Raw genomic sequence first — 22,299 nt, 5'->3', positions numbered from 1 at the left:
TCCTCTCCAGAGCTGACTACTCGTCGTCGGTCGAAGCCGCCGCAGCCTTCTTCCTGTTGCCGTACCGCCGACTGTACTCCGCGACGCGCTCGAAGATCTCCATGCTCGCCATGAGATCGGAGCCGTCGTTCGCCGCCAGGTCGCGGATGATCGACAGTATCTGCTTGCCCGGCTCCTTCTCGCCGTAGTTGACACGCGGATCGAGAACGGCGGCGCTCAGCCCGTGTTCCATGGCGCAGTGCAGGTAGGCGCGATTGATCGCCATGCGGTTGGGCATCATGTGCGAGCAGTTGGTCAGCCCGATGAGCGTGTGCGCGCCCTTGAGCCCGGGATCGTCCATGATCGCGCGGATGCCTGCCATCGTTTGGTGCGTGTGCTTCGCCTCGAAGTCGGCGGCAATGGGAGCCACGGCGGTGTCGAAGAACACGTCCTCGCGTTTGCACCCAACCTTCGTGAGCATGTCGAGCATATGGTGCGCCAGTTCGCGGACCTCTTCGACGGACTCGATGGTCTCCGGCTTTCCGTCCGCGCCGCGCCGCTCGTGGAGCATCGCCACGACCTTGAACGGATGCCTCTGCCGCAGCTCAAGGATGGGCTCCGGCGAGATCGGGTTGATCGAGTTGAGCATCGGCATGGCGTTGGGGTTCCGCGCCGACTTGTAGTATTGCTCGATGCCAGCCGCCTTCGTGACGTTGTCCGAGCTGTCGATACAGACGGGGATTCCCTGTCCCAGGGAGTTCACCATGTCGACGTACTTCCGCATCAGCTCGGGTCGGACTTCGCGCGGGAAGTTATCGACATTCACGGCGATGAAGTCCGCGCCAGCGATCACCTGCGACGTGATGACGTACGCCAGGTACGCGAAGGGACCGTCTGCCTTCTGCTTGCCCGATTTGAGCCCTTCGTTGATCGCCCAGTAGACGCGTGGGATCTGCGCGTGGACGTACTCGCCGACGATCACGAGCGGGAGCGTCTTCTCCTTGCGCATCTGCCCGGCGATTCTGCCCTGGTGGTCCAAGCCCGCCAGGTAGTTGAGCACAGCGGACGAACCGCGCAGATCGGGGATCTTGCTAGGCTGAACCGTCTGGCTGAGCTCACCCAGCTTTCCTCGGGCGAACGCGGCGTAGAAGACGAGTTCGCCCGCGCAGATCAGATCGTCATCGTTGCCGCACTTGCCAGTGACCGCGTCGCTGTCGCCGCACGGGAGGTTTGGGAGCCCCTTCGCGCACGCGGCTTCGTTGCAGAGGGCGTAGTAGTTGTCAGGCAGTCGGCAGTCGCCGCAGTCCTGACAGTGAACCAGGAACGACTTGGAGAGCCGTTCCGCGCCGTAGAGCATCCGCGATCCGAGCGACTTGCGGTCGGGATCGCCCTCGTCCCGCTTGGCGAGCCGCTTGCCGAGGAAGGAGTCCGGCGACGTGACGTGGTCGTGGACGAACTCGAGCCGCCGCTGCGTGAGCGTCGGCTTCGGGGGTGTTGACGGCAGGATGAACTCGCCGTCGTCGCCGATGTACCGCTCCGCGCTGGGAGCCGGGAAGTGGAGGAGCTCCCTCGCCTGGTCGGGGTCGAAGCCCTCCTGCGTGAGCTCCTGCGAGCGGTCGATGATCGCAATCACGTCGTTGTAGGTGAGTCCCCATCCGCCGATATGGACGCCCCTGTAGCCCTGCTGGCGGAACAGCGCGGTTTGGTACGCCATCCGCTCGATCGCTGCTGCCTGCCCCTTGGCGGTCGTCCGCCACTCTTTCGAGACGGCTTCCACTAACCCATCGGAGGCGTAGCATCCGGGGAGCTCGCCGGCGTTCATGCGCTCCGCTGCCCGCTTGGTCAGCAGGTAGACGTTGCCGAAGATCGGCGCGTCGAGCTCATGGACGTTGGCGTAGTGGATCAGGTCCGCGCTCTTGTCGACGTCGTACCCGACCTGCGTGATGACGAACGACGCCCCGGAGAGCACCTTCTTCGCCAGCTTCGCGTACTGCTGCCATGCCGAAGGCAGCGTGTACTTGTACGGGTTCATCCCAGCCCCGACCGTGAACTGGAACACGTCGTCCAGCTCTTCGGGGTTCGTCTTGTCGACGATCTGCCCGTTCAATTCCACGATGAGCCGCAGCAGTCCTAGCGAGTCGAGCTCGAATACGGGCGCGGAGCCCTGCGGGAAGTCACCGGTCAGCGCGAGGATGCTCTGCACGCCAACGCTTCGGAGGTTCCGCAAATGTGTCTCGAGCCCGTTGCGGCTCATGTCCTTGCAGGTGACATGCGCGATGGCGTCGATACCGTCGGGGATGGTTCCCTTGACCTGGCTCCACACGGAGAAGGGGTCGATCGTCGGCACGCCGCCAGGCGAGTGCGGGGATGTCACGCCGACGATGCGAGGAAATCCCTCGCGATGCTCGTACCGCGTGCGAAACGAGTCGAAGAACGAGAAATAGCTGTCTACCCCGTCCGACGGGCTGGTAAGGAGCTCGACGGTCACGAGGAAATCGTCGGACTCCAGAGCCCGCTGGAACAAGCTGGCGCGCATGCCGTATCTCCTGCCTACACCCAGTAGCCGGGCCGCGACTTGATCGCCTTGATTTCCGGTCGCTCTTCGAGGTGCTCGGGCCGCGGCATGCCGAACGTGTCGCGTTTGAGGTCCAGGTAGTACAGATAGTCCTCGAATGCAACCGTCGGCGGGCAACGGTGGTCGCAGTGAGGGATCCAGCCGCCTTCTTTGACGTACGGCTCGATCCGCTTGATCTCCGCCTTGATCGCTTCCTTCCCGGCGCCCATCGCGTGCTTGTTGACGCCGCCGAGAATCTTAACGCGGTCGCCCCACTTCTTGCGCACTTCGACGGGGTCGGTCATGTCGCGTTCGGCGCCGACTTCGCACGGGAAGATGCCCGTGAGACCGGCTTCGAGCCACGGGTCGATGGCTTCGATGACGCGTCCGTCGCAGTCCGTGTAGATGATGTCGATGCCGTTCTCGTGGCAGACATCGCAGATCATCTTGTAGTTGGGAACCAGGAACTCGCGGAACATCTTCGGCGAGATCATAGGTCCGCTGCGGAACGCCATGTCCTCCCAGCCAGCCGCGTAGTCGATCTTGATCTCCTGGCAAGCCTTCGTGATGACCTTCGTCGTCAGCGTCGCCAGGTGATGGACGATCTCGTGTATCAGCTCGGGGTCGTCGTACATCATGACGGTGATGTGCTCGAACCCCATCCAGTCGCGGATCCAGCCGTATATAGAACCGATGCCGATGCCGACGGGCTTGTCCCACTCCGGCGAGTTGAACCGCTCCTTGATCTTCTCCCAGTCCTCACGATTCTCCGGATAGCGCGACGCCTGATCCATGTCGAGTCGCGGTTTGAAGAGCTCCTCCCACTCCTTGCGTCCCTTGAGCGGAAAGTCGAGGTACTGCGGGATGGAGTCCTGCCCGCTCTTGTGAACCTTGCGGGTGACGCCGTCGCCGCCGCGCTCGATCCGGTAATTCTCCGTCTCCTCGATAAGCTGCGGCTCGAAGCCGTGGCTCAGCCCGACATGCGCCGGCACGCCACTACGCGGAGCGAATCCGAAGAAGGCGTCGCAGTTACCGTTGCTGTTGATCTCCTTCGGGAGCCCTTGCGGGTGCCACACCCTGAAGGTGTTGTCCCAGAACCCGAACTCCTCGTCGGGAATGTGGTCAACAGGCTGGAAGTGCATGCATCGTACGAACCGCTCGCGATGGGTCATGACGGTTTCCTCACTACCGGGCGACGGTCGAGTGATCGAACGCTGTTGGCGGTCTACTCCGGGTAGTATCCGTACTGCTCGCGCACCTTCTGGATCAACTCGTAGCGCTCCAGCGGCATGCCCTTGAAGGCGACATTGCTCATGGCGAAGACGAACCCGCCACCCGGCATCCCTTCTTCCAGGGCGTAGCGCGCGCTCTCGATGACTTCCTCGTCGGTGCCTGTCTGCATCAAGCCGCAGTTGACGTTGCCGCAGAGAGCGATCTGGTCACCGACGAGACGCTTCACCTCTGCCATATCGACGCCGCCCTGCGGGTCGAGCGAGTGGAGCCCGTGCGCCCCACTTTCAGCGAGCTGGTCGAGGATGGGCATGATGTCACCGTCAGAGTGCTTGATGACGTACGCACCCATCTCCCTGTACCCGTGGCAGAGGCGGGTCAGGTACGGCGTCACGAACTCGCGGAACATCGACGGCGATAGGAAGGGCCCGTCGTTGAAGCAGTAGTCGGCGCAGAGCGCGAAGCCGTCGACGCCGTTGTCGACGAGCCGCTTCCCGCGAGCTAGTGCGCCATCGACCATCCGGTCGGCGTTGCGCTTCATATCGTCGGGGCGCTCGAAGAAGTCCAGCGCGTGCTGAACCATGTTCGTGCCGTTGGGGATGCCGTAGGTTCCGTCGCCGTGGACGATGTAGAGGTACTGGTCGCCGACCATCTCGCGCATCGTCTTCACCGTGCGGATGTACCCGTCATCGCCGGGTGACCGGGTGTCCATGACGATGTTCCAGCGGTAGGTCTCGGCGATGGTGATGAAGAGGTCGGCGGTGTCGTGGAAGAGGCGGTCGCGTTCCTTCTCGGTCGCTTCCTGAAACGACTTGTGCGAGTGGAAGCTCCTGCCGAACGCCTCCTCGGTCAGTTGGAACTCGAGCTCGAACGTCGGGACCAGCCCGGGCGGCTGGCGCAGTTCGAGGGCATCGATCGCCTTCTGCTTGGGGGTCATCTCAGCCATGATGGTGCGTCCTTCGGGTCATCCCGCCGGGTCATCCCACGGAACACACGGACTATTCGTAGCTGCCGTACTGCTTGACGAGCTCAATGGTGCGGCAGTATTGCTGCCAACTCACGTTGTCGGGCACCGAGTGGTCGGAGTGGTAGATATACCCGCCGCCCTTCTTGGCGCAGGTGACCTTCGTCCGAACTTCTTCCTCGATCGCGGCGGGGTTGGGGTCTGCCATCTTGCGGACGTCGATGCCGCCCATGAATGACAGGCGGTCGCCGTACAGCCCCTTGAGCTCGATGAGGTCCATGCCGGCTTTCACTTCAAGCGGCTGAAGGCAGGACAAACCTGCGTCGAGCAGGTCGGGGATCAGCTCCTTGACGCAGCCGCAGGAATGGAGGATGACGGGCAGCCCGCGCTCCCGGAAGAACCCGAACGCCTTCGCATGCGCTGGCTTGGCGAGCTTGCGGTAGAGCGCTGGCGAGAAGAGCGATGCGTTCCGGTAGCCCATATCGTCGTAGAGGAACGCGCCGTCGAAGACGAAGCCCTCTGCGATCATCGCGCTGGCGGACTCGACGACCATGTCCGCCCACTTCATGAACACTTCGGCGATCCAGTCGGGCTCTTCGAGCATGGCGATCAATAGGTTCTCGGAACCGATGACGCCCTGGGTCTTGTCGTAGCCGCAGACGCCGGAGTAGCAGGTCCACTGACCCGCTTCCTGCGCGGCTCTGGAGTTCTTGGCGGCGTCCCAGTTGACGCGATTGCGGTTCCACTCGAGCCGATGTTTGTGCTGCTCCCAGTCGTTCGGCGTCTTGATGAGATGGTCGATCATCTCCGGCGTGGACGTCTGGTTCTTCCAGTTGCGATGGAGCGTGCCGTTAGCGTTCCGGTCGATGCGGTAGGTGTCGGTCTCCTCGACGACCTCGTGCTTGAACTGGAAGCTGGAATCCGCGCCGTAGCCGGGCATCGGGTCGAACTTGAAGTAGGAGTGTGCGGACTCGCCTTCCGGCAAGCCTTCCTTGCGCCACCGGGCGATGGTGGTACCCCAGGGCCCGTCGGTCAGGGCGATGCGGTCAGACTCCTGGTGGTTCAGCGCAGCGGTGATGCGTTCGCGTGTGGTCCACTCTCGCTTGGCACTCATCGGTCGTGGTCTCCATTCTGTCGCGTCATGTCGCCGAGGGACGAGAGGGCGATGATCTCGTCATCGGCAGTATCCCGGATCGCGTCTCCGGGCGGTACGATCAGGAAGTCCTCATTCCACTCACCGTTGAGTAGGCGACGCATCAGAGCATGGTCGCCCTCGAGTTCCGCGTAGGTCCAGCCGTTCGACCGGGCGAGGTTCTGCACGAAGGACTGGTAGTAGCTCTTGTTTCCGAAGCCGGTGTCGATGAACGCCGTGCGAGAGTAGTGCCCCTGCCACTGCGTTTCGAGCTCCATGAGGTACTGGGCGTTGTCTTCGCCGTACTGCTCGACGTATTGCGCGTACTTCCGGGCTCGCGCCGACTCCTGAAGCGCCGTATTCGGGACGTACTGGCTCTGCGTCGTGTCGGGGTTGTACCGCTCGATCCATCCCGCCGAGTAGTAGTAGGTCCCCGGATTGGCGGCGAACTCGGTCATGTAGCGTTCGCGCGAGCCGAGGAAGAACGTCATGCAGTCGTGCGCCTTGGGCACGACCAGCGGCGCGTGGACGGCGCGAAGACCGACGATGCCGCGACTGCACAATCCATAGCCGATCAGGATCGCCTCGGTGTCCGTGCATTCGTCAACGACGGTCTGGAGATGGGCGGCGAGCTTCTCCGGCGTGTCGTGCAACCCGAACGGCTGGAAGTCGAACGTGTAGTGGTGCGGAAGTTGTGCGGCGATTCCCTCGAACTCGCGGCGGAACACCTCGCACGCGACGACGGTCAGGTTGAGCGTCGGCATACACCTCTCCGCGCCCCGGATCGCGGGGCGTCTCAGTCACCTCACGATCGGGCCCGTCCGCACACTACATGAGGAAGCCGTCGCCGAACAGCATGGCTTCCGTGAACCGCATCCTGAAGTTCGGGGTTCCGGCGATCTGAATGTGGCGGATCGTGTGCGCCAGCTTGGCAGCGCGCGTCCGCATGTCGTACGAGACCAGCGCCAGACGGGCCCCGACGAGCGCGGCGTTCCCGACGAACCGGACGCGTTCGAGCGGGATGTCGGGAATCATGCCGAGCAACCTGGCGTTCTCCTTGTTCAGGTAGTTACCGAAGCCGCCCGCGATGAGGACCTCGTTGAGGTCGTCCGCCTTGACGCCTGCGACGTCAAGGAGCGTCTCGATGCCGCTGCGGATCGCCGCCTTCGCGAGCTGAATCTCGCGCACGTCCTTCTGTGTGAAGAGGATGGGCTCGCCGTCGTCGTTGGTCGCCAGCTCGAACGCGGTTCCCTTCTCCTGCTCATGGAGCCTGCCGCAGAGCAGCGGCGAGACGATCCCGACCAGATCGTCGGCAGACTGGATGCGCCCGGTCTCGTCGAGGATGCCGGCGCGGTACAGCTCCGCCGCGATATCGACGACGCCCGAGCCGCAGATGCCAATGGGCGTGGCGTCGCCGATGACGCGGAGGACAACGTCCTCGCCGAACTCGACGCGTTCGATGGCTCCAGGACCCGCCATCATGCCATAGTCCATCCGCGCGCCCTCGAACGCGGGCCCGGCGGGCGTGGAGCAGGCGATCAGCTCGCCGCCGCGCTGCAGGACGAGCTCGCAGTTGGTTCCGATGTCGGCGAGCAGTCGCGTCTTGCCCGTGTCCTCATCGAAGCTGGCGGCAATCATCGCCCCGACGGTATCGGCTCCCACGTAGCCGGCGATGCTGGGCAGCAGATGCACGTTGCCTCGCGGGTTCGTGTCCAATCCGAGCAGATTCGGCGGCACGTCGAGCCCGTGGCTGAAGACCGGCGAGTACGGCAGTTGCCCCAGCGACCGAGGGTAGACCCCCGCGAACAGGTGGAGCATCGTCGTGTTGCCGACGACCGAGATCTCGTAGATGTCCGAAAGCGACTTGTCGCTGCGCTCCAGCGCCATATCGAAGCATCGATTGACGGTGGTCAGCACAGCGTCCTGGAGTTCTTGGAGCCCGTTGTCCATCGACGTCGCGTGGTTGATGCGGGAGATGACGTCGCCGCCGTAGTGCGTCTGGTCGTTCAGCGCGCTGGCGGTTCCGACGCTCTCGCCGGTTCTCAAGTCGATGACGTGGGCGACGACGGTCGTCGTACCGATGTCGAGGGCGACACCGAAGACGGAAGCGTCGGGATCGGTCGGTTCCACCTCGACGAGGCGGTTCCCGATGATCGTGCCGTCGTAGGTCTGCCCTTCTTTGAGTGTCCGCGAAAGCTCACGCACTTCGGGCAGGTCGATGACCAGATCGGCTCGGGCATTCAGCAGGCGCGCGACAACGTCGAACTGAGAGCCCGTGTCGTCGAGCTCCAGCTTCTTCCAGGTGAAGGATCGTCGGCGGACGTTGGGGAAGAAGGGGACATCGCGGCGCGCGCCGCCCGCAAGGATACGGATGCTCGGCACGCGCGAACTGTCCGGGATCGTGACGGCGATATCGCCTTGGGGGATGCACTGACAGGAGAGGCGGAACCCGTGTCTCACCAGGTCGCCGAGGAGCGTCCTCTCCGCAATCGTGGGTGGGTTCAGGTCTCCCGTCGCTTGAATGCGGCACTTCCCACAGGTGCCCTCACCTCCACAGGGCGAGGTGAGGGCGACTCCGTGCTTGGCGAGCGTATCGAGCAGGCTCACGTCGTCGGGCGCCGGGATTTCCTTGTCGTCCGACGCCACGCGCACACGATACATCGACGTCCCTTCTTCACCTCCGGTCCGCCACCGAGCCGGTACTGAGCCCTCTGCCTACGCGGAGAGGAGCTCGCGCGCCTTGTCTGCGCCGGTCGCCGCATCACGCCCGTAGGCGTCGGCGCCGATGTCGTCGGCGAAGTCCTGCGTCACGGGCGCGCCACCGATGATGACCTTGACTTTGTCGCGGAGTCCGGCGTCCTTGAGCGCCTGAATGGTATCGCGCATCGCGGGCATCGTCGTCGTGAGCAGCGCCGACAGGGCGACGATCTGCGCGCCGTCCTTGACGGCGTCCACGAACTTCTCGGGCCCGACGTCGATGCCGAGGTCCATGACCTCGAAGCCGGCGCCTTCGAGCATCATGGCGACGAGGTTCTTGCCGATGTCGTGGAGGTCGCCGCGACAGGTTCCGATGGCGACCTTGCCAACCGGCTCGACGTGCTGATCGATCAGGTGCGGACGGAGTTTCTCAAGGGACATCTTCATCGCGCGGGCCGCGATCAGCACCTCAGGAACATAGAACTCGTTGTTGCGGAACCGTTCGCCGACGACCTGCATCCCAGCGATCAGGCCCTTCTGGAGGATGTCCGCCGCCGGCGTCCCAGCAGCGATAGCCTCCTCGGTCGCCTTGAGGGCGAGAGGCGCCTTCCCGTTGATGATGTGCTCGGCGAGCGTCGCAAGCTGGCTCATGACATTCCTCCCTGGGATCGTCGTACGGTTGCGGTTCCGTGAACGGTCGGCGGTATTACCGACGCAGCATCCAACCCAGCGATCGACTCACACGAAACGTAGCCGTCATTCCAGCCGTCGGCTAGGGACTACACGCCATTTTGTTGTGCGCGTCCGCGCAGCGGTATGCAGCCTCCAAGCTCACGGGTCACAGTACTCTACCCATCGTCGCGGTCAGCGCAAGAGTCTATTCGCTGCGATCAGTCCAGGTCGATGGGTCGTCGCGAGGCTGGAGTTCCCCAAGTCTCGGGTCCAACCTCGCGTCGGCGTGCCAGAATCGGATACGGCGCATGGACGCCCTTGACCGACCGCCACAGAATCGCGTTGAACGTCTGCTCATCTGCTTGATCGATGTCGTCCAGCGGCAGCGCCATCGACATCTCCGCATCGCGCCGCGCTTGCCCTTGAAGCGACGCCGCCGGTGGGTTCAGTTCATCGAGAGGGATGATATTCGGCGCTGCCGTGTAGGGGGTCAGGTCCGGTTCCGCCTGGAAGCAGTCCGTCATCGGGTTCGCCGCCATGTCGAGTTGGGACATCGGGGGCAGTCCGAAGATGAGCTCGATGGATCGGACCATTGAGTTCTGGTTGTAATGCGTGCTGATGACCTCGCCGCGCTTTGTGTAGGGACTGACGCACAGCGCGACGGTCCGCCGACCGTCGACATGGTCGAGTCCCGCCTGCGGATCGTCCTCGACGACGAAGATGCACGTGTCCTTCCAGAACCGGCTCTTGCTGACCGCCTCGACGACCATGCCCAGGGCGAGGTCGTTGTCGGCGACGGCGGCGCGCGGCGTCGGGTAGCCTTCGCGCGTTCCGACGGTGTGGTCGTTCGGCAGGAGCATAATCATGAAGTTGGGGAGCTCGCCCTTTGCCTCGAACTCCGCAAGCTCGTTCAGGAACTGCCGGGCGCGGTAGACGTCGGGGACCTTGCCGGGGAACCCGACGAAGGTGGGACAGAGGTAGGGCTCCAACGTATGGAGCTCCGTCGTTGCGCGGATGCTGATGTTGCTCGTGCCGTCGAGGTAGTCGCGGTAGATATCCTGCCACGTAGCCGACGACGGTTCGATCCGCGCTTTGACGAACTCGCCGTAGTCGCGGAATGTAAGTCCGGCTCGGAGGACATTGTCCCACAGGAACCCGGATGAGGCGTAGGCGAGCGCGTCATCGCCGTCGTACGGGTAGCTCCGGTTGAACCCGCCGAAGCTCTTCTCGATGTAGTCGGTGACGTAGCCCTCGTCGGTCCATTGGTGTCCGTCTGCGCTGAGGACGCCGTTGCAGTAGAAGTTGTCCAGTAGGACGAACTGCTCCGCGAGCGCGTGATGGTTCGGAGTCACCTCGCGTCCGAAGTGAGTCAACGACGGATCGCCGTTGCCCTGAGGCATGTCGCCGAACACCTGATCGTAGGTGCGGTTCTCCTTGATGATGTAGAGGACGTGCTTGAAGACGGACTTCTCGCCGGGCTTCGTTGGCAGCGGCACAACGGTCTGGGGTCCGGGGTCGCCGCCGAGGTTGACGAGTATCGTGGGCAGCCGCATGCTCGTCGCCGCCGAGATCGTCAGCGCGGTCAGCTTCTCACGGGTCGGCACGGGGATGAATGAGACGGAGCCCATGTGGTCGTGGGAGTTCAACCCGTGCTCCCGCGACGCGTTCCTGCCGCCGACGCCCTTCGTGTTGGCGACGCAGAGGGAGGTTGCGTCGTTCGTGAGCAGGACGGAGCCCGGGTACCAGCCGGTCGGGATCAGCCCCACGACCTTGCGGGAACCCAAGTCGATGACGGCGAGCGCGTTGTTCCCGCCGATGGCGACGTAGAGTCGGGAACCGTCCGGCGAGATGGCGAGTGCGTTGGGCGCGCTGCCGAAGGGCAAAACGTCCATCGGCTTGGCGCTCAGCGTGTCGAGCACGGCGTCGGAGCCGGTGTCGATGACGGAGACCGTGTGGCTGTTCGCGTTGGCGACGTAGAGGCGCGATCCGTCGGGGCTCAGCGCCATCCCGCATGGATGGAGCCCGACGGCGATCTCGGAGGTTGCCGTGCGAGCCGTCAGGTCGAGCACGGTCACGGTTCCGGTCGAGGCGATGCCGGTCTCTGGATCGACGACGGCGCGGCTCCCGGATGTGGGACCCGTGACGTCGCCCTCCTGCGGACGCCTGCCGCCCCAGTTGGTGACGTACGCCTTGTCTCCCAGCCGCAGCACGTCGTAGGGCGCGATGCCGACGGGAATCTGCGCCTCGACGGTGCCCGACGCCAGGTTCACGACCGCGACGGCGTTGTTCCGGCTCAGAGCGACGTAGGCGTAGCCGCCATCGAACGCGAACCCGCCAGCGGCCGGGTTGTCCGTCTCAGACGGTCCCGGCAGACGGATATCCACGGTCCAGGCGAACGCGCCGGACGCGTCCCGCTCGGCGGCGCGGAGGAAGCCGCGCGTGTCCGTCGTCCAGACGCGCTTGCCGTCGCGGTCCCACTCGATGCCCGTGAAGCTGCCTCCCGCGCCGGGGATGGCGAGCGTCTGGACGATCGCGTGGGTCATCGTGTCGAAGAAGACGACGTCCGACCGGTTCTTGACGGCGAGGATCGGCTCCGACGGATGGAGCGCGAGGTCGGTCGGTCTGCCGGGGAACTCGACGGTCGTTCCGGCGGGCGCGACGATCTGCGTCGTCGCGACGACATAGGTCCCGTCGCCCTGGGGCCCGACGACAGCGCTCTCGAGGAAGTCGGACGGCTGAAGGGAGCGGATCGCGGCGATGGCGGCTGATTCGGACGGCGTCGGAAGCGACTTTGCCGCGCAGCCGATCAGGACGGCGCAGGCAGCGAGCAAGACGGGGAACAGGCGTCGAGCAAGCATCGTCTCTCCTCTACCGGCGGTGGCGTGGCAGCGGCTTGAGAGGGATCGTTGCGCCATTGTCGCCGCGAGGGAGACAGGGATCAAGCGCTCTGTCGTCGGGCGCACGCGTTGCCGAGGGTGCGCCGTCCCAGTGCGCCGACCGTCGGGAGGGCAACTAGCTCCGAAGAGCCAGATCGAGCTGGCAGCGGTCCCAGAAGGACCGCCGCCAGAGAGCCTCTGTCACTTCCACTCCCAGATGTTCCACGTGCCGTTGCCGGCGGCGTCCACATCCCATTCGTAGACGCAAGCGACGCCGTTCAGGTTCGACAGTGGCGCCTGAGACGACTCGAAGTAGACGGCTCCCCGGAAGCTCACCGCGCCGCGTGTGTCGGTGAACTTGCCGACGCCATTGCCTCGCCATGTCGCCATACTGCCGTCCGATGTCATGACGACGCCTTGGCCCTCGCCGTACATCGTTCCGTCGGCTCGCACGATGCTCCAGTAAGTGCCCATCGTGGTTGCCGGTGCGCCTCCGACGATGCCCTCCCCAGCCACGGACGTCTCGATCTTCGGTCCAGCGGGATCGGACGGCAAGACGCGACGACCTGTGATGGTTGCGCTGAACTTGGCGGACTGGTTGCCAATCACGGTAAGTACCTCCTCAAGCGTGAGGACGGGTATCACCGCCTCACCGCGTTCACCTGGCGACAGACGAGTCGCCACCGGCTCGCTGATTTAACGTTACAGGTGAGATCGTACCAGTCGCCAACGCAGCGCACAACCCCTGGTTGGCAAAGTCTTCCGCGACCGCAATCTCGGCCCGCCTGCACAGGGGCTTGTCACGTGAATGGCTACCTGGCGTATACAGTGGATGTGCGGAGTCTCGCTAGATCGACAAGGGAAGACGATGCCTGCCTCAGACACGAACGTCCGAATCCGACTGATCGCCGTTGAACCGTTCGATCCCGGGGCTCACGCCGTCCAGTACGGCGTGCCCGACGCGAAGTACCGGAACCTCTACGAGGGCAAGGTCCTTTCAGACGGCATCCTGCAGTTCGACCTCATTCTTCGGACGCGTCGCCGTCATGGCTTGCATGGGGCGCCTGGCAGACGAGTGCCAGGTTCACACCAGGACGCGTTCGGGAAGGAATCGCCGGATGGCATCCCGTGTCTCCTGTGCCACTCCAAGGGCTATCGCCGCCTCGTCACGCGTGGGCTCAGGGCGCTCGTCGGGATACCGGACTTCCACGGCATAGCTGTTGAGTTCAGCACAGTCGGCGGCAGGAAGGGCTTCGGAGGACGGGTCCGAGAGCAACGGCGCAAGCTCCGTCAGATCGTGGGATCGGTAGAACCGCGTGCCCTCAAACGTCAGCAGAGCCTTCAGGTATTTCGCGATGCATTGGTGGGCGTGGAAGCAGATGGTGTCGAACGGGCACACATCGTCGTCCAACGAGAAGGTATGCTGCGCCGTGATGAGATCGTGTTCTGCCTTCCGGGCCCATCGGTGGACGGCATCGAGGATCTCAGGAGGCCGCCGCGTCATAGACCACCACGCCTTCTCGGACCGCCTCGCCGATGACGCTCCCCGGGATGTACTGCTCGCGCAGCGTCTCGTCGTGGGTTGCGACGATGATGTCCTTCGGCAGTCCGCTGCCTGCGAGCAGGCGGTAGATCTCGGCGGTCTTGCGGCGCTTGGGCGTCGCATCCCTCAGAATGACGAGCAGATCGACGTCACTGTCGGGTCCGGCGGTTCCCCGGGCGTAGGAGCCGAACAGGATGATGCGGTCGGGACGGACTTCGTCGCGGATGCGCCGCACCATCTCGGTGATCTTCTCGCGCGCCTGCTGTTCGTGGGTGGGGGCGGCTCGGTCGCGCATCGTCTCACGGCGTCTCTGGGTGTGAGCCTCGCGCGGGAACGGAAAGTCCTGCTAAGGCACGATCCGCAGGAGACTACGGATGGTCGGGGCGACTGGATTTGAACCAGCGACCCTCTGCTCCCAAAGCAGATTTCGGCGTTTCGATTCCGTTCGACGTAGTTCGGGGTATTCGACCAAAGACCGCTCCTTGACTACGTTTCGCGGCACTGCGACTTCGATTCCGTTCCCGCCATTTCGACCCGTTTCGTGCGGGCTGTTGTGACAATCGCGTGGCAAACGGATGCGATCAATCGACTTGGATGACGCAAGGGCGAATTCGCGACATTGACTGCCTCCGTTCGCGTGGTATGCTTCTGTCAGAACATTGACCGCCCACGATATCACTGCGTAGAAGGGACAAGCCATGTCCACATCCGTCGCCGAATCCAAGACGAAATATCCCTATATCACACGAAAGAAAGGGGTTTGCCGCGGGAAACCGATCATTCGGGGAACCCGCATCAAGGTGTCGCACATCGTTACCGAATACGAGTTGATGGGCTGGACGCCGGACGAGATCGTCGCTGCGCATTCGCACCTGACGCTCGCGCAGGTTCACGACGCCCTCTCCTATTACTACGACCACGCGGAGGAGATAAACGCCGAAATCCGCGAGGACGAGGTGTTCGTGCGCGAAATGGAGAAGCAACATCCGCGCTCGATACTGGAGGAGAAGCGACGTGCCGCTTCGACTCTACACCGATGAACACGTTCCAACCGTGATCGCCGAACAACTCAGACGCCGAGGCATCGATGCGGAGTCGGCAAGGGATGCCGGTAATCTCGGACTTCTCGACGAAGATCAACTGGCATATGCCACGCACCGACAGGCGGTGCTGTTCACCCACGACACCGACTTTCTCCGGCTCGCAAGCGAATGGAAGCAATCGGGCAAAGAGCACTGGGGGATCCTGTTCGCCCCAGCGCGTCGCTACAGCATCGGTGAATCCATTCGTCGTCTCGTGGAGTACGCGTTGCTCCTCGATGCCGAGGATATGCGCAATTGTGTGGAGTTCCTCGGACCCGTCGGAAACGACGGGGTTTCTTATTTCCACCCCAAGTGAAAAGCCCTATGAAGATCCATAGGGCGTTGTATTTTCGTGCGGTGAGTCAGAACCGCGCTCCCAGACACTTCCGGGAGTGTTCGCAGTTGTGGCAGCCGTAAACGTATTCCAGGTTCCGGAAGAACAGTCCCGTCTCGATGGAGCGGACGATGCCCTCCGCCATCTCCATCAGGAACTGGAAGTCCGCGAGTGAGCGGGTCGTCTCCAACACCTGTATCTTCGGAACCTTCGTCTTCACGAGGGTCACCAGATACAGATGCTCCGCAGGCCCGCCGTAGAGATACTCTCGTAGGCGAGAGCGTAGGCGGTGAGTTGCACGGAGATGTCGGCTTCGCCTTGCGAGTAGGAACGCCCGGCGGTCTTGAACTCGTAGAGACATCGGTTCGACACGAGGTCTATCCGACCGGTGAGCGTGTGGTCGAGGGAGCCTGCGCCGGTCGTCGGGTCGAGAAGCGGCACCTGAAACAGGAGTTCCACGTCGTCGGCCTTGGCTGCTGCGAACTGCGAGACGTATTCCTCACACAGCGCCTTTGCCTTCTCGACGAGTTTCGCCCCTTCAAGCGACCTGAAGCGGACTTCCCGCTGATGCTCCTCGGCGTCTTTGACAAGGGCGTCCCAGTATCTCTGCCACTCCGCGAACATCCGGTCTGCGGTCAGGTTGTTCTTTGAGCAGTGGTATTCGGCGATGGCGAAGTGCATCGCCTCCCCGAACGCCATGTCCGCCGACGTGAACTCCGGCTTCTCCAGAAGCACGTAGCGGTAGCGATACAACTGCGGACATGCGAGATACGTCCGCAGGCGGCTGATGGAGATCTCCATCCGTCTACTCCTTTACGAAAGAAGGGACGAACAAGCGTCCGTCCCTGTGGTGTCTGTGGTTGACCGCGTGCGAGCCGTCAGAACGGGACTTCGTCCTCCTCAGGGGAATCCGCAGAGGCGGCATTCTTCTTCAGGGCGGCGATGAGCCCGGACGCCTGCGTCTTGTTGGGGCTCGGAACGTCCGTCTTGAAGAGTTTCCGGGAGAGGGCGTTCACCTCATCCGCCGACCATCCGAGCTCCGTCCGCAGCTTGCGGATGAAACCCAGTTGGGCGTCGGAGATGCCGCCGCTCGTCTTCGAGGTCGCGCGCTCAGGTGCATCGTTACCGGTGCTCGGCTTCTCTTCGTCGTCCATCTCGGACAGGTAGAGGCCGATGCCGAACAATTGACACGCCTTCTTGAACGCCGTCGAGATGGCGGACTTCGCGTCATCTCCGAGGGGGATGAGGTTTCCATCCTTATCGCGGGTGAGGCGCTTCCCGCCGGCCTGCGTCTTCGTGACGCCATCTGCCGCTACGGAGACGACGGCGATCACCTCATCGTCATGGAAGTCGAGTTTCACGACCTGACACGACCAGCGGTAGTCGAAGACTTCGTTCATCCGACGGACATAGGCGGGCGTCGCCACGTAGGTGAGCAGCTTGCCGTAGGAACCGGGCTTCTGCTGGAGGTCATCCCGGTCGAAGGGTTTTTCGATGAGCTCGATGTTCACCGTACGGACTCCTTTCGGTGAGAACGGTTTTGCTTTGAGGGTTTCGGACGATTCTGCGAAGGGCGGATTCAACGGGCGTCGGGCGGGCGGAGCGCCTTCGCCATTCGCTTCATGGCGGCGACGCCCCGGAATGCGCGCACTTTGGCGGTGATGGGGTTGCAGTCCATCGCGTGGGCAAGTTCGCGGATGGACAGGTCGCCGAGATGGCAAAGCCGCACGGCGAGACGGTTCCTCTCCGAAGGAATCGCTCCGATGAGTCCGAGAAGAAGCGCGCGCTCCTCGTTCGCTATGGCTGCCGCATCGGGAAGCGGCTTCGGATCTATCGTGTCGGCGAACGGAACGGGATGATTTCGGCGGGCTTTTCTGCGCCGTACGTCCACGGCGACGTTGTGAAAGACCGTTCCGGCCCAGGCGGCGAACCGCCAGTCGTCACCTTCCGCGTCGCACAGGTGGAGTTTCTGCCACAGCCGCAGGCGCATCTCTTGAAGAGTGTCTTCAAGGTCGCCTTCATCCGCGTTGCCGTAGCGCCATGCCATCGCGGCGGCGAGCCCCTCGACGGAGCGGAAAAGACAGACAAAAGCGGCTTCATCGCTTTCTCTGGCTCTGGCGATCAGTTCCGCCTGTGTCATGGGGGTCTCCTAACGAAACAGATAGGGGCACTGCTCTTTGAGCGAGACGTAACCTTCCCTTCCGACCACGAGATGGTCGACGATGGGGATGTCGAGGAGTCTCGACGCTTTGTAGAGGTTCTGGGTGGCTTTCAGGTCTTCTTCGGAAGGAGTCGGGTCGCCCGAAGGATGGCAGTGGACGAGCACGATCGCCGAGGCGTTCTGTTGCACCGCCACGCGGAACACGTCGCGAGGATAAAGCAAGGTGGCGTTCGCCGTGCCCTTCGAGACGACCTCGACGTGCGCCGCGTAGAGTTTGGCGTTGAGGCAGAGCACGACGCCGTGTTCCTGCGGCAGATCCTCCATTGCCTTTCGCACGTATTCATAGATGGCTCTTGGAGAGTCCAGTTGCCGGGATTTCTTCGGGAAGGGAAGGTTCAAGAGAGTCGGCTGCGCGGTGTAGGCGGGTCTGGATTCGGCGAGGAGACGGTCCACTTTGGCAGTCAGTTCGCGCAGCGCCGCGAGAACGTCCTGCTCCATCGGCGGCTCCTTTCGCGGAGTCGTCAGTAATTATCAGGTCGGAGGAAGGTGATGCCGTCTCCATCCCAGATCACCCAGACCTTGTCCTTCTCGACGACGCGGAGTTTCCGGTAGCCTTCGCCTTCCGAGTCGGGTGTGTTCAGGAGGGCGAAGCCCTGGCGGATGAACGCTCCCCGCTTTTCAATGTCGGGGTATTCGGCGAGCAGGTTCGCCGTGAAGCAGACGCCGATCTTCTCGTCGTCCACTTCGGCATATCCGACGGCATCTCGCGCTCTGGCGGCGGGAACCCGGAACGGACATCATCGCGCCCCTTCTCCCGACGCCCGCAGAAATCGAGGCGAAGATGACGCCGGAGATGTTCGTCGTGTCCGCCCGCGTCTTCGGTTCGGGCGAAGCGACCGTGCGCGGACTCTACAACGCCTTCATCGGAGCGTTCCCGACGTGGGAACAACGGCTCGTGTGGAACCACCGTCCCGTCGGGCGCGACGAGTGGCTTGGGCGACGCTCGCGCGGCGAAGGACTGCTCTTGAACGCCGATGAAATGGCGGCTTTGGCTTCCTTCCCGTCTCCTGTAGTTCGCAGTTCGCTCTTGGAGCGGGCGCGGTTGCCGCACCTCATCGCCCAACGCGACTTCACGAGGAGGCATCACCCATGATAAACGAGAGGGGAACCCCCTTCTTCCCGATCGGCTACACCTTCTCTCGCTCCGTTCCCGATCCCGTCGGACTACCGCTCTCCATCCTGAACCAGCATCTCTTGGTTGGCGGCGCGAGCGGCAGCGGCAAGAGCACGAGCGTTCTGAACCTCGCTCTCGGCTTCCAACGATACGGCGGTGTCGCTTTCTTCGACACGAAAGGCGACGAATCCGCCGAACTGATCCGGAGGATTCCCTACGATGAACGTCATCGCCTGAGTGTTATCCGTGTCAAGGATACCCCCGAAACTCTGAATCTGCTCGATACGAGCGGCTCGATCTACCGCGACGAGTACCGTCTGTGCGCCGACCTCTCGCAGATCGTAGACGACACCTCCGAAGAGCGCGCGACCAAGCAGACGCCCCGACAAGTCCGCTATCTCCGACAGGTGCTCTACGCCGTCCTTCGCGGCGCGCCGCTGATCGGCAATGGCATGCCGTCGTTGATCGACGTGAAGCAGTTTCTAGCGTCCAAGCTGTTCCGAAGCCGGATGCTCGACGCGCTACGCCGAATCCTGCACATGGACGACCGCCTGCCGGAGATCGTCGAGCAGATCGACGTCGCTGTCCGGTCCGGCGGTTCCCCGGGCGTAGGAGCCGAACAGGATGATGCGGTCGGGACGGATTTCGTCGCGGATGCGCCGCACCATCTCGGTGATCTTCTCGCGCGCCTGCTGTTCGTGGGTGGGGGCGGCTCGGTCGCTCATCGTCTCACGGCATCTCTGGGTGTGAGTCTCGCGGGAACGGAAAGTCCTGCTAAGGCACGATCCGCAGGAGACTACGGATGGTCGGGGCGACTGGATTTGAACCAGCGACCCTCTGCTCCCAAAGCAGATGTGGCGACTTCTCAACAGTTCCGTATAGTTCACGAAATCCAGTGCCAATGCGGGTTTTCAGCGGGTTCGGTTCCAGTCCGTTGCAGCCGATTTCAGCCCGCTTCACACGCGGTTTGGACACCGGACGGACACCAGACATTTGACAGTCCTCGTTCGAATCACCAGCTCTCGCCGCCCCTGCTCCGAAGCAGGAGTGACCGATTCAGGACGGTTCAGGATAGCTCATTCCGTTCAACGGCCATCGGGGTTTTCGGACGCTCTGCCTTCTATCCGTTTCCGTCTGTTTCAGGCGGTTTCACATCGGGTATGGAGCCCGGATGGCATCCGGTACTTAACGAAGAAACGCCGGATTCTGAGAAAGATTCGAGAAATCGAATATTCGGCGTAGTTCCTCATAGAACCCGATAAGGTCGGAAATCGAGAACTGTATCTGCGACCCAATGTCGTTGGTGCTCGTCTCAAATGACCTCCCGCGATAGACAAAATCTAGTTTGTTCCTTGCGTTGTGATTGCCGTCGTAGTGGACTACCGAATTTCGGATCTGACGGAAGAACTTCAAGAACGCGGCGTCTTGTTTTGACACGTATCGATTCAAGAGACAGATCGCACCATCGTAAGTGTTATTGTTGAATTCCGGTTCCGGCGGGATTTTATTGTCGAGGATATTCCGTACTATGATCAGCTGACGCGATGTAACTAGATATAGGTCGTTTAGATATGAACGGCGTATCTCCGTCAAAAAGGGGTCATAAAGTGGACGTAACGCTGTGTTCGTCGTTCGTATCTCGATCACGCGTTTTGGCGGATTGTAGTTTGGATCAGTGAAGTTTGGGTCAAAGAAGAATGTTCTGTCGCATTGGGGCGAAATAACGAATAGCCAGATCAGCTTCAGGCGAAAGATCTCGTTAACGCTATCGAGGTGCGATGCAAGAAGATTGAGTTGTTGATGAATCACTTGGGATTTCATCGCATACGTCATCCTGAGTGACCGCCCGAAAAAGCTCCGGGCCAGCCGCCATGCTCCTCAATCACCTCATCAATCTCCCTCATGATGCGAATCGTCTCGTGGAGAGCGACGACGATGCGGTGATAGTGTTCGATATCCTCAGGTGAGAGGAAGCGACCTTTGCGGTCTTTGAGCCATTTCGCGCAGACCTGATAGCCGCCGATGTGGAGCGTTCAGTGACGGTCACAGACAGCGGACGGCCAGCGCGGCACAAGACCCAACGTGCGGCCGCCAGGGCCCGGGATGGTCGGGGCGACTGGATTTGAACCAGCGACCCTCTGCTCCCAAAGCAGATGCGCTACCGGGCTGCGCTACGCCCCGACACCACACATGGTAGCGACACGCTCCACGGCATTCAAGCTGGTGCGGCATTCGGCGCAAGCTCGGACAGCAGCGGCGCGAGGCGAGCCAACGCCTGCGAGCGGTGGCTGATCTGGTTCTTGGTCACGGCTCCCAGCTCCGACATCGTCAGACCGATTCCCGGGATTTCGAACACGGGATCGTACCCGAACCCGCTGGCTCCTCGCGGATAGGGCGCGATCCTTCCCTCGCAGTAGCCCTCGACGATCCGTGTCTCCTCACCCTGGCGAGCCAACGCGACGACGCACACAAAGCGCGCGCTCCGTTCGCCCCTCGGGACGTCCGACATCGCGTCGAGCAGCTTCCTGACGTGCGCGGTATCGGGAGCTCCCTCTCCCGCGTATCGCGCCGAGCGAACCCCCGGCTTGCCGCCCAGCGCATCGACGACGAGCCCCGAATCGTCGGCGATGACCCACTCGTCGACGACGGCGGCGACGGCTTCCGCCTTGAGGCGCGCGTTTTCGGCGAACGTCGCGCCGGTCTCTTCGGGCATGACGACTTGCTGATAGTCCGACGCCGCGCGCAGGTCGATCCGGCTGAGCCCCAGGAGAGCCAGGATCGCTCGCACTTCACCGAGCTTGTGAGGGTTGCCCGTGGCGAGAACGAGTCTCACTTGGACGGTCCGAGGGCGCGCTGCTGCACGTCGATCAACTGTGTGATGCCGTGCTGGGCGAGAGCGAGCATCTCGTCCATCTGGGCGCGCGTGAAGGGGTCCTGCTCCGCCGTACCCTGGAGCTCGACGAACGCGCCCTTCTGCGTCATGACGACGTTCATATCCACGTCGGCGGCGGAGTCCTCGCGGTAGCAGAGGTCGAGGACGGGCGTGCCGTTAACGATCCCGACACTCGTCGCCGCGACGAATGCGTTGATCGGGACCGCGTCGATCTTCTCCTGATCGACGAGATAGGCGCAGGCGTCCATCAGCGCGACGAACGCGCCCGTGATCGACGCCGTGCGCGTGCCGCCGTCCGCCTGGAGCACGTCGCAGTCGAGCCAAATCGTGCGTTCGCCGAGGGCGTCCAGGTCGGTGACGCTCCGCAAAGCGCGTCCGATGAGCCGCTGAATCTCATGCGTCCGTCCGCCGACACGTCCCCTCGACGACTCGCGCGACGAACGCTCCGGCGTCGACCCCGGCAGCATCGAGTACTCGGCGGTGACCCACCCACGGCCCCGGACGTTCTGCTCCTCCATGAACCTCGGCGGGCGGTCGTCGATGGACGCCGTGCAGAGAACCTGCGTGTCGCCGACGCTGATCAAGACGGAGCCCGGCGCGAACTTCGTGAACCGACGGACGATGCTGACGGGTCGGAGCTCGTTGGGTTGCCGACCGTCCACGCGTGCCATGCGACGTTCCTTTCGTCTCCGGTCGCTCGTTAGGGAACCAATCGGGCTTTCCAGCCGGCGAGGAATCCGCCGTCCACGGTGAGAACCTGCCCAGTGATGTAGGAGGCGGCATCCGACGCCAGGAACGCGGCGACCTCCGCCAGGTCCTCACCCTCGCCGGAGCGACCGAGCGGGAGCCGGTCGATCAGCTCGGAATGCCAGGCTGGCTGCCGGAAGAGGGCCCGATTCAGGTCGGTCTCGAACCATCCCGGCGCGATGCAGTTGACGGTGATGCCGTGCGCGCCCCATTCGATGGCGAGGCTCTTCGTGATGCCGACGACGCCGGTCTTGGTTGCCG

General features: G+C 63.0%; 25 protein-coding genes, 3 tRNA genes and 1 pseudogene. 3 read left to right on the top strand and 26 right to left on the bottom strand.

What is annotated here, in order from left to right:
* Positions 1-16: 16 nt before the first annotated feature.
* The 12 genes from FJZ36_04060 to FJZ36_04005 all read right to left on the bottom strand — a co-directional run bounded on the left by FJZ36_04060 (position 17) and on the right by FJZ36_04005 (position 14,096).
* A complete protein-coding gene (locus FJZ36_04060) occupies positions 17-2,515 on the bottom strand; it encodes a hypothetical protein (GenBank protein ID MBM3214069.1) in 2,499 nt (832 codons plus the stop codon).
* 14 nt (positions 2,516-2,529) lie between these two features.
* The gene (locus FJZ36_04055; GenBank protein ID MBM3214068.1) at positions 2,530-3,705 is read right to left on the bottom strand and encodes a hypothetical protein; all 1,176 of its coding nucleotides are present in this window, start codon (positions 3,703-3,705) and stop codon (positions 2,530-2,532) included.
* Positions 3,706-3,758: 53 nt separating this feature from the next.
* Complete coding sequence (locus FJZ36_04050; protein MBM3214067.1) at positions 3,759-4,712, bottom strand: hypothetical protein; 954 nt, start codon at positions 4,710-4,712, stop codon at positions 3,759-3,761.
* A gap of 49 nt (positions 4,713-4,761) precedes the next feature.
* Positions 4,762-5,841 carry a hypothetical protein gene (locus FJZ36_04045; protein ID MBM3214066.1) on the bottom strand — a complete coding sequence of 360 codons (1,080 nt, stop codon included), beginning with the start codon at positions 5,839-5,841 and terminating at the stop codon, positions 4,762-4,764.
* Positions 5,838-6,623 (bottom strand): DUF1638 domain-containing protein, encoded by a 786-nt coding sequence (locus FJZ36_04040; protein MBM3214065.1) that lies wholly within the window; start codon positions 6,621-6,623, stop codon positions 5,838-5,840. Before FJZ36_04040 ends, FJZ36_04045 begins: the two co-directional genes overlap by 4 nt.
* A gap of 64 nt (positions 6,624-6,687) precedes the next feature.
* A complete protein-coding gene (locus FJZ36_04035; protein MBM3214064.1) occupies positions 6,688-8,520 on the bottom strand; it encodes a DUF4445 domain-containing protein in 1,833 nt (610 codons plus the stop codon).
* A gap of 54 nt (positions 8,521-8,574) precedes the next feature.
* Complete coding sequence (locus FJZ36_04030; GenBank protein MBM3214063.1) at positions 8,575-9,207, bottom strand: cobalamin-binding protein; 633 nt, start codon at positions 9,205-9,207, stop codon at positions 8,575-8,577.
* A gap of 239 nt (positions 9,208-9,446) precedes the next feature.
* Positions 9,447-12,086, bottom strand: coding sequence for a hypothetical protein (locus FJZ36_04025; GenBank protein MBM3214062.1), 2,640 nt, complete (start codon positions 12,084-12,086; stop codon positions 9,447-9,449).
* 219 nt (positions 12,087-12,305) lie between these two features.
* Complete coding sequence (locus tag FJZ36_04020; protein MBM3214061.1) at positions 12,306-12,710, bottom strand: hypothetical protein; 405 nt, start codon at positions 12,708-12,710, stop codon at positions 12,306-12,308.
* Positions 12,711-13,188: 478 nt separating this feature from the next.
* Complete coding sequence (locus FJZ36_04015; protein MBM3214060.1) at positions 13,189-13,608, bottom strand: HEPN domain-containing protein; 420 nt, start codon at positions 13,606-13,608, stop codon at positions 13,189-13,191.
* Positions 13,589-13,885 (bottom strand): nucleotidyltransferase domain-containing protein, encoded by a 297-nt coding sequence (locus FJZ36_04010; GenBank protein ID MBM3214059.1) that lies wholly within the window; start codon positions 13,883-13,885, stop codon positions 13,589-13,591. Before FJZ36_04010 ends, FJZ36_04015 begins: the two co-directional genes overlap by 20 nt.
* 137 nt (positions 13,886-14,022) lie before the next feature.
* Positions 14,023-14,096, bottom strand: a tRNA-Pro gene (locus FJZ36_04005).
* 249 nt (positions 14,097-14,345) lie between these two features.
* On the opposite strand from FJZ36_04005, the gene FJZ36_04000 reads away from it, so the two are divergent.
* Both FJZ36_04000 and FJZ36_03995 read left to right on the top strand, forming a co-directional pair.
* Positions 14,346-14,687 carry a DUF433 domain-containing protein gene (locus FJZ36_04000; protein MBM3214058.1) on the top strand — a complete coding sequence of 114 codons (342 nt, stop codon included), beginning with the start codon at positions 14,346-14,348 and terminating at the stop codon, positions 14,685-14,687.
* Positions 14,662-15,045 carry a hypothetical protein gene (locus tag FJZ36_03995; protein MBM3214057.1) on the top strand — a complete coding sequence of 128 codons (384 nt, stop codon included), beginning with the start codon at positions 14,662-14,664 and terminating at the stop codon, positions 15,043-15,045. The genes FJZ36_04000 and FJZ36_03995 overlap by 26 nt, the downstream gene beginning before the upstream one ends.
* 46 nt (positions 15,046-15,091) lie before the next feature.
* Here the strand turns inward: FJZ36_03995 and FJZ36_03990 are convergent, their stop codons facing one another.
* From FJZ36_03990 to FJZ36_03965, 6 genes are all read right to left on the bottom strand, one after another.
* Positions 15,092-15,292 (bottom strand): hypothetical protein, encoded by a 201-nt coding sequence (locus FJZ36_03990; GenBank protein MBM3214056.1) that lies wholly within the window; start codon positions 15,290-15,292, stop codon positions 15,092-15,094.
* On the bottom strand, positions 15,289-15,864 hold the full coding sequence (locus FJZ36_03985) for a PD-(D/E)XK nuclease family protein (GenBank protein MBM3214055.1): 576 nt from the start codon (positions 15,862-15,864) through the stop codon (positions 15,289-15,291). The genes FJZ36_03990 and FJZ36_03985 overlap by 4 nt, the downstream gene beginning before the upstream one ends.
* A 77-nt stretch (positions 15,865-15,941) precedes the next feature.
* A complete protein-coding gene (locus tag FJZ36_03980; protein MBM3214054.1) occupies positions 15,942-16,784 on the bottom strand; it encodes a hypothetical protein in 843 nt (280 codons plus the stop codon).
* Positions 16,643-17,203, bottom strand: a complete 561-nt coding sequence (locus FJZ36_03975; GenBank protein ID MBM3214053.1) for a sigma-70 family RNA polymerase sigma factor — start codon at positions 17,201-17,203, stop codon at positions 16,643-16,645. Before FJZ36_03975 ends, FJZ36_03980 begins: the two co-directional genes overlap by 142 nt.
* Positions 17,204-17,212: 9 nt before the next feature.
* Complete coding sequence (locus FJZ36_03970) at positions 17,213-17,722, bottom strand: DNA repair protein RadC (protein ID MBM3214052.1); 510 nt, start codon at positions 17,720-17,722, stop codon at positions 17,213-17,215.
* A gap of 23 nt (positions 17,723-17,745) precedes the next feature.
* A complete protein-coding gene (locus tag FJZ36_03965) occupies positions 17,746-17,967 on the bottom strand; it encodes a hypothetical protein (protein MBM3214051.1) in 222 nt (73 codons plus the stop codon).
* Positions 17,968-18,065: 98 nt separating this feature from the next.
* Between FJZ36_03965 and FJZ36_03960 the strand changes: the two genes are divergently transcribed.
* Positions 18,066-18,377 carry a hypothetical protein gene (locus tag FJZ36_03960; protein ID MBM3214050.1) on the top strand — a complete coding sequence of 104 codons (312 nt, stop codon included), beginning with the start codon at positions 18,066-18,068 and terminating at the stop codon, positions 18,375-18,377.
* Positions 18,378-18,448: 71 nt separating this feature from the next.
* Here the strand turns inward: FJZ36_03960 and FJZ36_03955 are convergent, their stop codons facing one another.
* The 8 genes and pseudogenes from FJZ36_03955 to FJZ36_03920 form a co-directional block, all read right to left on the bottom strand.
* Entirely contained in the window at positions 18,449-18,787 is a 339-nt protein-coding gene (locus tag FJZ36_03955; GenBank protein ID MBM3214049.1) for a hypothetical protein, read from the bottom strand.
* 132 nt (positions 18,788-18,919) lie between these two features.
* Positions 18,920-19,123 (bottom strand): nucleotidyltransferase domain-containing protein, encoded by a 204-nt coding sequence (locus FJZ36_03950; GenBank protein MBM3214048.1) that lies wholly within the window; start codon positions 19,121-19,123, stop codon positions 18,920-18,922.
* Between the two features lie 78 nt (positions 19,124-19,201).
* Positions 19,202-19,275: transfer RNA gene (locus tag FJZ36_03945), tRNA-Pro, on the bottom strand.
* Positions 19,276-20,227: 952 nt separating this feature from the next.
* A pseudogene (locus FJZ36_03940) lies at positions 20,228-20,425 on the bottom strand (hypothetical protein).
* 77 nt (positions 20,426-20,502) lie between these two features.
* A tRNA-Pro gene (locus FJZ36_03935) sits at positions 20,503-20,579 on the bottom strand.
* Positions 20,580-20,613: 34 nt separating this feature from the next.
* Entirely contained in the window at positions 20,614-21,231 is a 618-nt protein-coding gene (gene rdgB / locus FJZ36_03930; protein MBM3214047.1) for an RdgB/HAM1 family non-canonical purine NTP pyrophosphatase, read from the bottom strand.
* The gene (locus FJZ36_03925) at positions 21,228-21,962 is read right to left on the bottom strand and encodes a ribonuclease PH (protein ID MBM3214046.1); all 735 of its coding nucleotides are present in this window, start codon (positions 21,960-21,962) and stop codon (positions 21,228-21,230) included. The genes rdgB and FJZ36_03925 overlap by 4 nt, the downstream gene beginning before the upstream one ends.
* 29 nt (positions 21,963-21,991) lie before the next feature.
* A partial coding sequence (locus FJZ36_03920) for an SDR family oxidoreductase (protein MBM3214045.1) occupies positions 21,992-22,299 on the bottom strand: 308 nt, incomplete at its 5' end.

It is taken from the genome of Candidatus Poribacteria bacterium (assembly GCA_016866785.1).
GTDB lineage: Bacteria > Poribacteria > WGA-4E.
Note: the sequence above shows the minus strand (reverse complement) of the source record. Positions and strands in the feature narration are given on the sequence as shown.